Raw genomic sequence first — 14,254 nt, forward strand, 5'->3', positions numbered from 1 at the left:
CCTCTTAATTCATTAATTCTTTAATAACTCCACTAAGAATAGTGAGATCTCTGGTACATAACTAATCAGTAACACATCGGCAATTAATATGATTAAAAACGGCAATACCGCTTTGGATAGCGTTTCTAGTCTAATCTTCGATATTTGCATCGCTACGAATAGGTTGACACCCAGTGGAGGTGTCACCATACCAATCGCTAGATTCACAACCATAATAATACCGAAGTGAACTGGATCTACGCCTAGCTGAATAGCAATTGGCGCTAAGATTGGTGCAAGAATGATGACGGACGCTGAAGTTTCAAAGAACATTCCTACGATAAGAAGGAATACGTTAACAATTAATAGAAACACTAACGGGTTATCAGAGAAACTAATAAAGGACTGAGCCACAGTTTGTGGAATTCTCTCTTTTGTTAATAACCACCCTAGAAGACCAGCTGTACCAATAATCAACATAATAATGGACGTCGTTAAACCTGATTTCACAAATACAGGGATAAGGTCCTTGATTTTGATTTCTTTGTAAACAAAGACTCCTATGATAAGCGCATATGCTACCGCTACGACTGCCGCTTCAGTTGGCGTGAAAATACCGCCATAAATACCACCAAGGATAATCGTTGGCATTAACAAGGCAAAGATCGCATTTTTAAAGGCATCCATTCTCTCTTTCCATGTAAAGTGCTCTGTTCCCTTGTAACCACGTCTCTTCGAAAAGATGAAGGCGGTTAAGATTAAAGAAAATCCAATTAAGAGACCGGGAATGATACCAGCTATGAAGAGATCCCCAATCGATACACCAACAACGACACCGTATAAGATCATTGGAATACTTGGAGGGATAATAACGCCAAGCGCACCTGAGACAGATTGTACAGCTGCTGCAAAGTTGACATCATAATGTCTCGCTACCATCGCAGGAATCATAATGGACCCAATGGCTGCAACGGTTGCCGGACTTGATCCAGAAATCGCTGCAAAAAACATGGAAGTGATAACCGTTACACCCGCGAGCCCGCCTGTCATCGAACCAGCTAGCGTATTCGCGAAGTGAACCAACCGCTTCGAGATTCCCCCTGTTTCCATTAGTGCTCCAGCCAGAATGAAGAAGGGAATCGCCATTAATGGAAAAGAATCGAGTGATGTAAAAATGCGTTGCACAATCACTAGCATTGGTAGATCGCTAGTAAAATAAATGGCAATAACAGAAGCTAAACCAATAGCGAGGGCGATTGGAACGCTTAACAAAAACAAAACGAGCATTGAGATTAATAGGACTGTTGTCATTGTTCATCGCCCTCCTTTTGCATCATAATCGTTTCCATAATGACCGCTACACAATTCATAATCATGAAAATGGCACCAACTGGTATCGCTGCATATGCCCAACCCATAGAAATGTTCATAGCAGGGGATGTTTGATGAACAATATTCCCCATTAAGACAAACCCGTAATTCACCAACACAGAAAGAAACACAATCGAAACGACATAAACGAATACATTCAGTACAACTTTTGCACGTTCAGACAACAATTCTTTAATCGCATCGACTGAGATTAAATCCCGTTTTCGAATCGCTAAAGCAGATCCAATAAAGACACTCCAAACCATTAAATATCTTGCTAACTCTTCAGACCACCTTAATGAATCCTTCAACACAAATCTTGAAAACACTTGATAGAAGATAACGGCTGACATCACCATAATCAAAAGAGCTAAAATGACGCCAAGAACCTTATTAAATCGATCAATGTTTTTGATGATTGTATTCATATGTAACCTAACCTCCCCCATAAAACAATATGATGGGGGAAGGTTATCCCCACATCATAAGTCTAATGCCTGCTTTTATTTCGCAGCATCCTGGATTTGTTTAATTAAATCTTCTCCAACTTGATCAGCATACTGATCATATACGGACGTCGTTGCTTTCTGGAAGGCCTTTTTATCGACATCTTCAACAATTTCCATACCTTGATCTTTCAAATCTGCAATCATTTCTTCTTCCATATCTGCAACGATTTCACGTTCATACTCTGCACCTTCAGAAGCTGCTTCTTGTAGCGCTTTTTGTTGATCTTCAGAAAGACCTTCAAACACTTGTGAACTTACTAATAGTGCCGCTGGTGAATAGAAATGACCCGTTAGTGTTAAATAATCTTGAACTTCATAGAAGCGAGAAGTTGAAATAATCGGAACTGGATTCTCCTGTCCATCAACGACGCCCTGTTGTAAGGCAGTAAATAGCTCTGTAAATGACATTGGCGTTGGATCAGCACCCATGGCTTTAAAGGAATCCATGTGTACGTTGTTTTCCATCGTACGGATCTTCAATCCCTTTAGATCCTCTGGCTTTTCAATTGGGTGCTGGCTGTTCGTAATATGACGGAACCCATTCTCCCACCAAGCAAGACCTTTTAAGCTTTGGTCTTCAAGACCAGATAAGAGATCCTGACCAATTTCACCATCTAATACTTTGTATGCGTGTTCACGATTTTCAAAAAGAAACGGAAGATCGACAACATTAATTTCAGGGGCAAAACCACCAAGTGGACCAGTCGAAGTAAGGACCATATCTAACGATCCAACTTGAAGACTTTCAACCATGTCACGTTCGCCACCGAGTGATCCATTTGGGAAAATTTCAATCGCTAGCTCACCGTCGGACTTTTCTTCAACGAGGTCAGCAAAATGTTCAAGACCTTTGTAGTAATGAGAGTCTTCAGCAAGCGTTATCCCAACCTGCAATGTTTTCGCTTCGCCTGAAGCGGCTTCTCCTCCACTTGAATCTGCCTGTTGATTTCCTCCACCACAAGCAACAAGTACGCTGAGACTTAATGCTGTCGTAGCACCTAATATCTTTTTAGATAAACTCTTCATCTTTTTTCCTCCAATATGATTTATTGTTTGACCGTTTGCATCGTAACTTCCTTCAAGGTCTGAAGCGCTTTCACAAGAGCCCGCTCACTTCCAAATGCGCCTGCTTTCGTTGCAAGAGGGAGACGATCGTACAAACCTCCGAATAATGTGCCATACGGAAGTCCGTCTTCCACTTCTCCGATAATTCGAATGCCCTTTCCATTCAACACCTTGCACGTTGCTCCAGCAATGTCACCACCTGTTAACACGGCACCCTGGATTCGTTTCTTTTCAATGAGACGACCAGCGATGATGCCAAGTGCATCAGCAATTCGGCTTCCAACTTCCATGTTTGATAGTCCGAGAGTCTGTTGGAATTCCCTTACTTGTTTGATTGCATCGGCATCGCGATTCGTTGAGACAATTACGTCTCCTTTGTCTAGAAGAACTTCTCCTAATTGAACGGCTCGTTCGATTTCACTCTGCCGTTCTTTTTCACCTAAGAACTTATACGGAGCAATCATGACTTCTTCAATACTTGTCTGCCGCTTTAACTCTTCCACTTGTTTGTGGGTAATTGCACTAATGCTTCCCGCCACAACTAATAGTGGTAATTGTTTATTCTCACAATCTTCTATTGAAAGCGTTTGATCATGAAACGAGTTACAAAGATGATAGGCAATACCCGCTGATCCAACCCAAAGAATATTTTCTTCCAGTTGTTGTGTTGCTTCAACGATGGTATGTAATTCTTCATCTGTCTCCGCATCTACCACCACAATTTTCGAGGGACTCTGAAGCGATAGCGCTTTCATCTTTTGGGCTAAGGACTCTTTCCCTTCTCGAACATCCCGGATAGAGATAAGTTCCACTTCCCGCTTACTCTGCTTTTGCAAAAGCTCAGGTAAGTAGCTTTCATTCACTGGACAAGTCGGATCACTTGCGATTTCAGTCTCTTCAAGCTGTACGCCATCGACATAATGGATCCCATTCAAGGTGACTCGTCCGCTTTTTGGAAAAGCAGGAACAACGAAAGCGACATTAAAATCATACACATCCATCACAGCATCAATTTCTGTACCAATGTTCCCTCTCATCGTGGAATCAATTTTTTTCAAAACAGATGTTACGCCTAGCTCACGTAACTGTTTCGATAGCTTCGACACGATTGCATGAGCATTCTCAGTCGGAATGGCGCGACTGTTGGAATTTAATACAATCACATCTCCAGTCATGTTGGTAGGTTGCAAGATTGTATCAGGAAACAACACCGTTGTATCTAACCCCTGTTTTGCAAATTGTACCCCCGTATCATTCGCTCCTGTTAAGTCATCTGCAATAACTGCTAATTTCAAAACCATTCCCACCCCCTTTCGATTAACAAGTGTGAGAGAACTAACTCTTCTCTTCCTGTTCACTCACGTTCATTTTTACTTTTCAACAACCAATCTCATTGATTCAGTTCTCTTAACGACCTGGCACTGTTTTATAAAGAAACGTTTTAAAACGCTTACATTTATTATAGTATACGAATATGTTGCATATAACAATACTATTTTTAAACTTTTCTACTTAATACGAAATTAGTTGCATGTTGCAACAATAATATGTTGCATTTTGAAACAACTGGAGGTTTCTTTTAAAAAAACACCACTGTATACCAAGAATCGAGCACAAAAAAGACGCAAGCCTATAATTTAAGCTTGCGCCATAACGTTGATCGATTGATACCGAGTCGTTTTGCTGCTTTCGATTGATTCATCTCTTCTTCTTCAAGCACTTGAGTAATGACTCGCTTTTCAATGTCTTTTAATGTCCCGCTTATTTCCATTTGATTTCGTTCAGATTCTTCCTCTTCTTGACGTTGTTTTAATAGCGAAATGACCGAAGAGACTTCTTCCTGTTCTAAATAATAGGAGTTCGAATGTAAAACGAGCTGTTCAATCACTTGCTTCAGCTGATCGACATTACGCGGCCAATCATATTCAACCAGTTCTTGCATCGCTTCCGGCCTCACCCCAACAATTTGTTTGCTGTACTTCGAATGAAATTCCGAAATAAAGACTGGAATTAAATTCTCAATGTCTTCCACACGTTCTCTAAGAGGCGGTAGATAGATAATTAACCTGCCTAAAAGGGTAAACAGCTCGTGATCGATTGTAGCATGACGTTCATCGATAGTGAACTCATCAGCCGACGACACAATCAGCCGAGGCAACTTTCCTTTGTTGGCATGAAAGTAATGATACAACTCTTTTTGTGAATAGGCGTCTAACCGATCGATACGCTTTAAATAAACAATTCCATTGGCATGATCCTTAAAAAAATTCTCTTGAAGCAACTCTTTTAACTGCCCCTCTTTCATTAACTCACAATGAATGGTAATAAACGGTTCGTTGTTTTTCTTGCTTTTCAAGTAGATCGATTGAGCAACTGTATCTTTTCCATTACCGGTTTCCCCAATAATCCATAAGGGTTCAGTCATTCTACTGTACTTCTCCACTTGTTTCAACACTTCTTGCATTGGTTTGCTTTTTCCGGTCATCAGCACATGAGGGATAGTCGTTTGCACTTCAACGGCGTATCGCTCACCATCTTCCTTCTGAACAGTGGTTTGATTTGGGAAAGCTTTCTCGAGAAATAATATAAGATGTTCTTCATTAAATTGTGAACTTACATTCCATAACTGGTTATGAAGGGTAAGCATTTTCGTTTGAGTTGTTTTAGTTTTGAAAGTAGCCTCCATGATTTCTTTCAACTCAGGAGAGTTTTCAATCATTTCATGAGCGAATGCGGCGTGAAATTGTTTGTTTGCACAAATCACCTTTCCGTCATCAGACACAACGCCAATCAATCTCTCCTCAGCGTCAATGATGGATTGATAAACTAAAATTTCTTCGTGCAATTTTGAGAATAGCTGATACACTCTCCTCGCTTCATCCAATGACTCCATAACCGCTTCTTTCCCCGAGGTGATTAGCACCCCATTCATGCCTAACTGCTTCGCTGCTTCAACAGTGACAACGTCCCCAATAACAACTTCGTATCCATCATTTTTTAAACTCTTTAAGCGATCCTCCACTTCAACATCTTTCTGGATGGTCATTGTATTAATGTCCAAATCCAATAAGTTACAGATTGTAGCAGCTCCTTGAGAAATATTCGGAAACCCCACAATCGCTGCCTTACCAGAAAACCCTTTGACCAGCGTTAAGAGACGAAGAATATCATAACCGGAAACCTGAATATCAATCACCGGAATGGATACTACCTCCTGCACCAATGAGGCCGTCCCCCCGCGACTAATGATCATATCATAGCCATCTGCCTTCGATCTTTGGGCAATCTCAACCCCTTCATACAAGTTACCCATTTCCGTATGTAGCTCAAAATCAGTGACTTCTTCTGCGATTTCTCGCATGATCTCGATTAACCCTTCATAAGGCGCAATAACGAGTGCTTTTATCATCTCTATTTACCTCCTGCCCTAAATAACTGTGTTAGAAGGAGATATTACTTGTGATCCAGTATTTTTTCCCACACAATTTTGTAGACTTCTTTTATTGGAACATGATGTTTCTCAGCAATCTCCCGACAATCTTCGTATTCAGGAGCATTCTCAACAACTTTTCCCTCGTGAATCCCCTGTTTCACCGTTACACTTCCCCATACGGTTTCCACTTGGTAGAATTTTCTCGCTAGGCGGTGGACAGATATCGGGAAATGGCGAATACCAAGCGTTGTTGTCTCTCTGAACAAAACACTCTTAATCTCATCCAAGTTCGTTCGATCACATAAGAGCTGAAGCAACACGCCAGGACGATTTTTCTTCATATAAATAGAAGAATAGAAGACATCATTCGCCCCACAATCAAACAACTTCTCCATCACATACCCTAGCCACTCACCAGGCATGTCATCAAGATTAACCTCAACCTTGATCATCCCATGATCAAGATGCTCTTCCCCATGTGCAAATCGTTGCGACATCCACTCTCACCCCTTTCCTTTAATGACTGCCGAGCAAGGCCCGAAGGACGTTCGGATGATCCGGGAAATCCTTCGTTCCTGCACCATAACCGATAGCTTCAATTGTAAAAGAAGGCATTGGTCCATATTCATTCACAAGGGCTGCTAAAATTCCTCCGCCTGTTGGTGTTGTTAATTCCCCTTTGATTTCTGTACGTTGAATCGGTATACCTTTTAACAACTCTAAAGTTGCCGGTGCAGGTACAGGATACAAGCCGTGAGCAATGCGGATTTTTCCATTGCCTACTGGAACCGGAGAGGAAACGATTTTTGAGATATCCAATGAATCAATTAAAATACTCGCTCCAACAATGTCGACGATCGAGTCGACTGCGCCAACCTCGTGAAAGTGAACCTTCTCAAACGCCATGTTATGTATTTTGGCTTCCGCTCTCCCTATTTTTTCAAATATGGAAAGCGCCATCGCCGTCACATTTTCATTTAATTCCGCTTTGTTGATCATCGTCACAATATCAGAATAATGGCGGTGGTGATGTCCTCCTTCATGCTCGGTTAGGATCACATCAAACTTTGTAGCAGAAACGCCCTTTTTCACTACTTTATACGATTCTAGCTTGTATTCCGATTCGATCTCTAATTTCGCAATTTCCTTTTCAAGAAGCGCTAAATCTCCACCAAGATCAAGTAGCGCTCCAATTGTCATATCCCCACTAATTCCAGAAAAGCAATCAAGATACAATGTTCTCATGTCATTCATCCTCTAATCTAGTATCGTATTTCGATGATTTTTATGAATCAATGTTGCGTAATAACCGGCACCAAACCCGTTGTCGATATTCATCACACTAATCCCTGGTGAACATGCATTAAGCATGGATAGCAATGAAGAAACTCCTTGAAAATTCGCGCCATACCCAATGCTCGTCGGCACCGCTACAATTGGATTACTAATCAACCCACCAACAACACTTGTGAGGGCGCCTTCCATCCCCGCGACCGTAATCGCGACCGTCGCATTTTCGATATCTTCAAGGTGATGAAATAGTCGATGAATGCCCGCCACACCAACATCATACATGCGTTTCACCGAAGCCCCGAATGCTTCTGCTGTTACGGCTGCTTCTTCAGCTACAGGAAGATCTGAAGTACCAGCACACAACACGGCAATATAGCCATTATAGAGAAGAGCCGGTTCATCGGGATGTCTCCAGAATAAAGTGCGAGCAGACTTATTGTAGTCGAGATCCGCTACGACCTTCATCACCTCTTCTGCTTTTTCCTCTGAAATCCTTGTTGCGAGTACTCGGTTCGTGTTTTTCTTTAGAGACGCGATAATATCAATCATTTGTTCTACTGTTTTTCCTTCACCAAAGATCACTTCAGGAAAACCAGTCCGGTCTTCGCGCTGGTGATCCACTTTCGCAAATCCAATATCCTCAAAGGAAGAAAGCAGCGTCTTCGCTTCCTTTATATCCATCTTTCCTTCTTTCACTTGATTTAGAACGTCATCTAAGTTTGTTGCTCCCATGCTGTACGCCTCCTCTTAATTGCTTTCTTCCAAAACTTTGTTCATGCTTCCACTCTTATACCCATCAAGATCGATGGTCACGTATTGATAGCCAAACGATTGTAGCTTCTTCGATATGCTTCGATGATTAGCCATCACTAGCTGCATGTCTTGAGGTTCAACCTCAATCCGAGCCATATCCCCATGCGTTCGAACACGAACCTGTCGAATGCGAAGACTCTTTAAGTAAGCTTCTGATTTATCAACCTTCGTTAACTTCTCCTGAGTAATTTCCTCGCCATATGCAATGCGTGAAGACAAACAAGCAAACGAAGGCTTTTCCCAGGTTGGCAGATTTAATTCTTTTGAAAGGGTACGAATTTCATCCTTGTAAAGGTCCGCCTCTTGCAGCGGCCCCCGCACATCGTGCTCGATTGCTGCGCGGACTCCTGGTCGGTGCTCGCCCATATCGTCGGCAATTAAGCCATACACGACATTTTGAAACCCTTTCTCCCGCATAATCGGAACAACCTCTTCAAACAATCCATTTTTGCAAAAGTAACAGCGATTTTCATCATTCTGCGTATACCCCGGAATCGCAAGCTCAGACGTCTCAATCACCTGATGATGCGCACCAATTAATGACGCGAGCTGTTTCGCTTCCTCTAATTCACTGCTCGGATACGTTTCTGAATCAGCCGTAACCGCGAGCACATTTTCTTTACCTAGCACATCGATGGCAACTTTCAACAATAAAGTACTGTCTACTCCCCCAGAAAACGCCACGACAATGCTTTCCATCTCTTGTAATATCTCTTGCAACTTTTGATATTTATCGCTCAACATGAGAATTTCACTCCTTATGTAGGTTGTATTTATTTCATTTAAAACGCATTTGCATCACCAAAAAGTTGTAACCGTTTTCAACTACCTATAAAAAATGTTGCAAAATAAATCTGTTGAAATGAACCACTTCTAAACATCTTCCACAGATATTTTGCAATTTGCAACACATTCATTATAATACAGTTTGTTCCAAAGGAAAAGAGGGAAATCGCAGAATCGCTGGCGAATCGGGGAATCGCTGAGGGAATCGCAGGGACGGTTCTACTGATTCAACTGAACGGGTTAAGATAAGACCAACCGTCCAACACAACCCAAAGTGACCCTGCCATTGCCAGGCAGGGTCACTTAAGAGAATGGATCAAGTCAAATCTCAACACAATCTGTTTTTCCTAACGACTATGCATCATGAGAACCGTCCCCACGATGCACCAGGGATGCGCCCGCGATGCGCTCCCGAACCAACCGACTCGGCTCTCCCACACTATACAGCTGCAAAACATGCATCGCTCTCGTACATGCGGTATAAAATACCCTTCGCAGGCTTTCATCCCCATAGACACGCTCAGACGCATCATAAATAATGACTGCATCAAACTCAATTCCCTTGGATAAATACGACGGGATGACAACCACACCCTGTTCATATTCAGTCGAGCTGCTTTTCAAGAGCTTGATACCATCAATCCCCGACAAACCAGCATAAGCACGGGAACTTTCTTCCGCTGATTTGCAGATGATCGCAATACTGTTTAACCCCTGACCTCGGTATTCCGCCACTTTTGAAGAAATGCTACTGTGTAGCTCTGCGTCATCCTCCACTTGTTTCAGCTCGGGAATTGTTCCATCTCGATCAAAAGGGATGATCTTATCCCCATTAGGCACGAGCCGTCTCGTAAATTCAATGATTGGCTTAGTGGAACGGTAGCTTCGCGCGATGTTGATGACTTCCGTTTTATCCGCTCCATATAAGTCCGTTAGTGAGTGAAAATCGACCATTTCACTCGCATGGGCAAAGATCGCTTGATTGAAGTCCCCAAGAACCGTCATTTTGGCTGATGGAAACAGACGCTTTAGAAACTCAAATTGAAAAGCCGAGTAATCCTGCGCCTCATCAACCACGATATGCTTAATGGAACTGTTTGTCTGAAAGCCCTGAATCTGCTCTTTCACATATAAAAACGGCGTCGCATCTTCATAACGCAGGCGACCTTCATCCACCGCTTGGATCGTCGCCTGACAAATCGCTGTCCATTCCGCCGGTACATCCATTTTTAGCCTCTTCATCTGCATCGGATCATTAAACAGCTGCTTGTAGATTTCATTAAAATCAACGAAACGCAATTCTTTGATTTTCTTTCGCAACGGATTCAGCATTTTCCGGACGATTAAGCGAGCTAATTCTTTTGGCTCCACCTCATATTCATAAATTGCTTCTCCTTCAATGCCGTGCTTTTTCGCGAGATAAGCTTGCATGCTATGGTACTCCTCGTTGCTAAGCAACTCGATCTTCTCCTGCACCCACTGCTGATTCCATTCCGCTTTCTCAAACTCATTGATTTGCTTCAGAATCCACTCCTTCAGCTTTTCAAGTCGATTAGGAAAACGGAGTGAAGTATCATCACGATAAAATCTGTCTACCATCTGCTGCACAGAAACAATCGGTGTTCCTTTGAAGGTCACGTCATGAAATCGCATCCCAGACTGCTTCAAGGACTCTAAATAGGCATTGATCGCTTCAAAAAAACGAGTCGACGTTTTCCATTTAATCCCCGCGATTCTCGCCTTGTAAGATGGTGTATCAGCTGCCGTTAACACATATTCCAGCTGCTCATACGGATTCTCAACGTCAAACTCTTCACTAAGCTGATGGTTCAAGTATTCCTGAAAAGTCACCTGCTGCATATTTTCCTCACCAAGCTCTGGGAGCACATTGGACACATAGCTGTTAAACATCGTGTTCGGTGAAAACAAGATAATTTGCTCAGCATTGAGATGATCCCGATCTCTGTATAATAAATACGCAATCCGCTGTAGCGCGGCTGAAGTCTTGCCACTCCCTGCCGCCCCGTGAACAATCAAAAGCTTTCCACGATCATGACGGATGATGCGGTTTTGATCCTGCTGAATGGTAGCGACGATGTTATGCATCTGTTTATCTGTGCCTCTGCCCAAAACCTCCTGTAGAATCTCATCGCCAATCGTAAGACTTGTATCGAACATAGACTGCAAAACGCCACCACGGATCAAATATTGCCACTTCTTCTCAAGGGTTCCCTGAACTTCGCCTCCTGGTGTATCATACGTCGCAGGACCTGGCGGATAGTCATAATAGACGCTTGAGACCGGCGCTCTCCAATCGTAGATCAGGAAGTTATCGCCGCTCGCATCCCTTAATGAGCTAATGCCAATATAGATTTCTTCCTGATCGGATGACCCTTCTTCTTTAAAATCAATCCGGCCGAAATAAGGAACCTCCTCCATGCGACGCAGCGTGGATAAGCGTTTGGACGCATGCCTATGAGAGCTCTGACTAACCGAAAGGGCTTGAGCCTCTTGCCTTAATCCAATGATGGTCTCCAGATAATCATCGAAGGTATCCGTATTCACTTTCACTTCATCCCAAAAGTGTTTGCGAATATGAACCACTTCATTTTTTCGTCTAGAGGTTTCATCTTCTAATCGTTCAACTTCTTCTTGAATCGTGTCCATGACACTGTCCAATCGCTTCTTTTCCTGCAGCAGTTTCGAATCCATGCAAACACTCCTTTAAATAATGGATAAAAGGATTGACAAACGAATCGCGCGCATTGTATAATTAAGATAGGGTAATATGAGTAAATTTATATTTGTATGCGCGCATCTATATAAATTTACCATAAGATCGGTTGAACGACAATGTTTTTTTACATAGGAAAGAGCGGTGTTTACGGATTTGCGTGAACATCGCTTTTTTTGATAGGGAGAATCGCGGCGGGGGCATCATGGGGACGGTTCTCATGATGCAAAAAGGGAAAGGGACACGCATAAGTCGGCATTTAACCGACCAATAGTTGCTCATAATTGTACTTAATTTCTGTTGAAAGCTAAAGAATGTAATCGGAGGTTGAAGTAAGGCAGAACCTGTCTCTATGTCCCTGTTATGTCTTAGTCTCTTTTAACTATTTTTCAGTAATAGTACATAAGAACAGTACGAGCTATACACTGACTAAAATTTAATAATTACTATACTTTACTTCTTCCAACCATGATTCAAAAATATCATCGGGCAAGATATCATCTCTATTCGAATATATTAAATCATATTTATACTTTCCTTTTAAACTATTATTTTTTACATTATAATATACTTTCATTTCACTTGGCATTTCTCTATCATACACTTTGCACTTCTGATGAATTTCTTCTAAATTTTTTAATCCAATATCCAAAACCATTTCTTGTCTGTTCTCAGAAGTATCATATTTTCTCACCTTAGTTACAGTTGTATTATCTCCCTTATTTAATTCATGCTTTTGTAAATACTCTCCATTTATTTTATAAAATACATCAAATGCATACATTTCAGGTTCATACGAACAATAGATAAAAATTTCTTCAGCTTGATTCTCCACATATTCTAGGCATACCGCTACCATATCTGCATGTAATTCAGAAAAATAATCTTCAAATACTTTACTCATATGAATCACCTCGAGGTTGATAATTTCACTTTCTTTATAGCGCCATCTATCACATACTTTATTTCGAAGCTAATGGGTCTTAATCCATCATTTTCATAATCGATTTTAACATTTACAGAACCTTTTTTACCCTCTTGTATGGCCGTTACCCACTTATTTTCTAGTGTTTTATACTTGTTCAAATTAACATTACTAGACTGACTAACTAACGGCTTCACTTTAGTATTGTAAATGTCCCACAGTTCGTCCATTTTTTGCTGAAGGACGCTTTCTGACCGATTGATTTCACGACGAATAGTGTTCAGGTTGGCTTCATTGCTTCGGCTTTTTTCGATTTCACTTTCGGTTGGATCTTCAAAGAACGACAAGGTGTTGTAAGGTACCCGGCTTGCGACGCGCGATGCCTTTCCTACATTCCCAGATATGCCACGTTCTATTTGTGACAACGCCTTTGCCGATTTCATATAAACCGAGAAAGAGCCCTTTTCCAAAGTCATAAATATCGGAGGAAAGGTCTTCGGCACCGTCCCAAACGCCTTCAAACACACCCGTGTAGGACATTTTTAGCTTTTTAGCCTTCCCATAATAGTCGTCATCCGTATTCTCAACTGCAGGTTGAACCAGATATCATTTCGATCCACTTGCATCATCGCTTGTCGCGCTAATGGCGTGATGTAGGCATTTGTTTCAGATACATAGGATTCAAATAAGGTTAGGAGATTCTGGATTTGTTCATGATAAGCTCTGATATAATCCTCTGATTTTTGATCAAGTAGTTTGGGATGTGAGAAAAAAATAAAGCCGGCATACAGCCGGCGAATAGTTGCTTATTTATCCTTAAAACTGAGGAGTTTAATTCGTGGTTCCCAGGGACAATGAACCTGTATCCTTGTCTTTCTTTCACTTAAGTTCAAGTTTCTTGTAAAGAATTAATAAAATCAGAGAAATGCTTCGAAACTAATAGGATATACTCATCCTTTAATTCATTATCTTCTTCAAAGTAATCCATATCGCAAAAGAAAATTTTATCTTCTCCATAAATGTCAAGACAAATTAAACTATCAGCAGGGTCAATTCCAATTGGTATAAGATTAGAAGGGAGAATTTCGCTGTGATTATATTTCTCAAAGAATAGCCCTAAATTCAAATCCTCTTCTTTAGAAATTGGAAGAAACAACATAACAGAGGATGTAATTTTTCCATCAGAGGTTTTAAACCTTCTATTTTTTGGTTTACCACCATTATTAAACAATAAAAATGATTTATAGGCAGAAGGTAAATTGATATCGTATTCACTTTCAAATAGTTCGATGTCTGTAACACTCAAATTATTATACGAATACTCATATTTAATATTCACTTTTTCA

General features: G+C 41.3%; 13 protein-coding genes. All 13 read right to left on the reverse strand.

Features of this window, described 5'->3' with window-relative positions; genetic code table 11:
• Positions 1–12: 12 nt before the first annotated feature.
• Positions 13–1,290 carry a TRAP transporter large permease gene (locus tag LC090_RS15355; protein ID WP_226658904.1) on the reverse strand — a complete coding sequence of 426 codons (1,278 nt, stop codon included), beginning with the start codon at positions 1,288–1,290 and terminating at the stop codon, positions 13–15.
• On the reverse strand, positions 1,287–1,778 hold the full coding sequence (locus tag LC090_RS15360) for a TRAP transporter small permease (RefSeq protein WP_226658905.1): 492 nt from the start codon (positions 1,776–1,778) through the stop codon (positions 1,287–1,289). The genes LC090_RS15355 and LC090_RS15360 overlap by 4 nt, the downstream gene beginning before the upstream one ends.
• 75 nt (positions 1,779–1,853) lie before the next feature.
• Positions 1,854–2,885, reverse strand: a complete 1,032-nt coding sequence (locus LC090_RS15365; protein WP_226658906.1) for a TRAP transporter substrate-binding protein — start codon at positions 2,883–2,885, stop codon at positions 1,854–1,856.
• 20 nt (positions 2,886–2,905) lie between these two features.
• Positions 2,906–4,225 (reverse strand): four-carbon acid sugar kinase family protein, encoded by a 1,320-nt coding sequence (locus LC090_RS15370; RefSeq protein WP_226658907.1) that lies wholly within the window; start codon positions 4,223–4,225, stop codon positions 2,906–2,908.
• A gap of 329 nt (positions 4,226–4,554) precedes the next feature.
• Positions 4,555–6,333 carry a PrpR N-terminal domain-containing protein gene (locus tag LC090_RS15375; protein WP_226658908.1) on the reverse strand — a complete coding sequence of 593 codons (1,779 nt, stop codon included), beginning with the start codon at positions 6,331–6,333 and terminating at the stop codon, positions 4,555–4,557.
• A 44-nt stretch (positions 6,334–6,377) separates the two neighbouring features.
• On the reverse strand, positions 6,378–6,854 hold the full coding sequence (gene larC, locus LC090_RS21995) for a nickel insertion protein (protein WP_255648133.1): 477 nt from the start codon (positions 6,852–6,854) through the stop codon (positions 6,378–6,380).
• A 19-nt stretch (positions 6,855–6,873) separates the two neighbouring features.
• Positions 6,874–7,602, reverse strand: a complete 729-nt coding sequence (gene larC / locus LC090_RS22000) for a nickel pincer cofactor biosynthesis protein LarC (RefSeq protein ID WP_255648134.1) — start codon at positions 7,600–7,602, stop codon at positions 6,874–6,876.
• A 12-nt stretch (positions 7,603–7,614) separates the two neighbouring features.
• A complete protein-coding gene (gene larB, locus LC090_RS15385) occupies positions 7,615–8,382 on the reverse strand; it encodes a nickel pincer cofactor biosynthesis protein LarB (protein ID WP_226658909.1) in 768 nt (255 codons plus the stop codon).
• Between the two features lie 15 nt (positions 8,383–8,397).
• Positions 8,398–9,207, reverse strand: coding sequence for an ATP-dependent sacrificial sulfur transferase LarE (gene larE, locus LC090_RS15390; RefSeq protein WP_226658910.1), 810 nt, complete (start codon positions 9,205–9,207; stop codon positions 8,398–8,400).
• Between the two features lie 396 nt (positions 9,208–9,603).
• Positions 9,604–11,961 (reverse strand): RNA polymerase recycling motor HelD, encoded by a 2,358-nt coding sequence (helD, locus tag LC090_RS15395; protein ID WP_226658911.1) that lies wholly within the window; start codon positions 11,959–11,961, stop codon positions 9,604–9,606.
• Between the two features lie 458 nt (positions 11,962–12,419).
• Positions 12,420–12,887: a DUF600 domain-containing protein gene (locus LC090_RS15400; protein ID WP_226658912.1), complete on the reverse strand. Its 468-nt coding sequence runs from the start codon at positions 12,885–12,887 to the stop codon at positions 12,420–12,422.
• Between the two features lie 5 nt (positions 12,888–12,892).
• Entirely contained in the window at positions 12,893–13,411 is a 519-nt protein-coding gene (locus tag LC090_RS22205; RefSeq protein WP_226658913.1) for a DNA/RNA non-specific endonuclease, read from the reverse strand.
• Positions 13,412–13,797: 386 nt separating this feature from the next.
• Positions 13,798–14,247: an SMI1/KNR4 family protein gene (locus LC090_RS15410; RefSeq protein WP_226658914.1), complete on the reverse strand. Its 450-nt coding sequence runs from the start codon at positions 14,245–14,247 to the stop codon at positions 13,798–13,800.
• Positions 14,248–14,254 lie beyond the last annotated feature (7 nt).

This window comes from Guptibacillus hwajinpoensis (assembly GCF_020524165.1).
GTDB lineage: Bacteria > Bacillota > Bacilli > Bacillales > Guptibacillaceae > Guptibacillus > Guptibacillus hwajinpoensis_D.

Bases quoted from the DNA above. Each gene is read 5' to 3' on its own strand.
- LC090_RS15355 (WP_226658904.1), bottom strand. From the start codon at position 1,290: ATGACAACAGTCCTATTAATCTCAATGCTCGTTTTGTTTTTGTTAAGC.
- LC090_RS15360 (WP_226658905.1), bottom strand. From the start codon at position 1,778: ATGAATACAATCATCAAAAACATTGATCGATTTAATAAGGTTCTTGGC.
- LC090_RS15365 (WP_226658906.1), bottom strand. From the start codon at position 2,885: ATGAAGAGTTTATCTAAAAAGATATTAGGTGCTACGACAGCATTAAGT.
- LC090_RS15370 (WP_226658907.1), bottom strand. From the start codon at position 4,225: ATGGTTTTGAAATTAGCAGTTATTGCAGATGACTTAACAGGAGCGAAT.
- LC090_RS15375 (WP_226658908.1), bottom strand. From the start codon at position 6,333: ATGATAAAAGCACTCGTTATTGCGCCTTATGAAGGGTTAATCGAGATC.
- larC (WP_255648133.1), bottom strand. From the start codon at position 6,854: ATGTCGCAACGATTTGCACATGGGGAAGAGCATCTTGATCATGGGATG.
- larC (WP_255648134.1), bottom strand. From the start codon at position 7,602: ATGAGAACATTGTATCTTGATTGCTTTTCTGGAATTAGTGGGGATATG.
- larB (WP_226658909.1), bottom strand. From the start codon at position 8,382: ATGGGAGCAACAAACTTAGATGACGTTCTAAATCAAGTGAAAGAAGGA.
- larE (WP_226658910.1), bottom strand. From the start codon at position 9,207: ATGTTGAGCGATAAATATCAAAAGTTGCAAGAGATATTACAAGAGATG.
- helD (WP_226658911.1), bottom strand. From the start codon at position 11,961: ATGGATTCGAAACTGCTGCAGGAAAAGAAGCGATTGGACAGTGTCATG.
- LC090_RS15400 (WP_226658912.1), bottom strand. From the start codon at position 12,887: ATGAGTAAAGTATTTGAAGATTATTTTTCTGAATTACATGCAGATATG.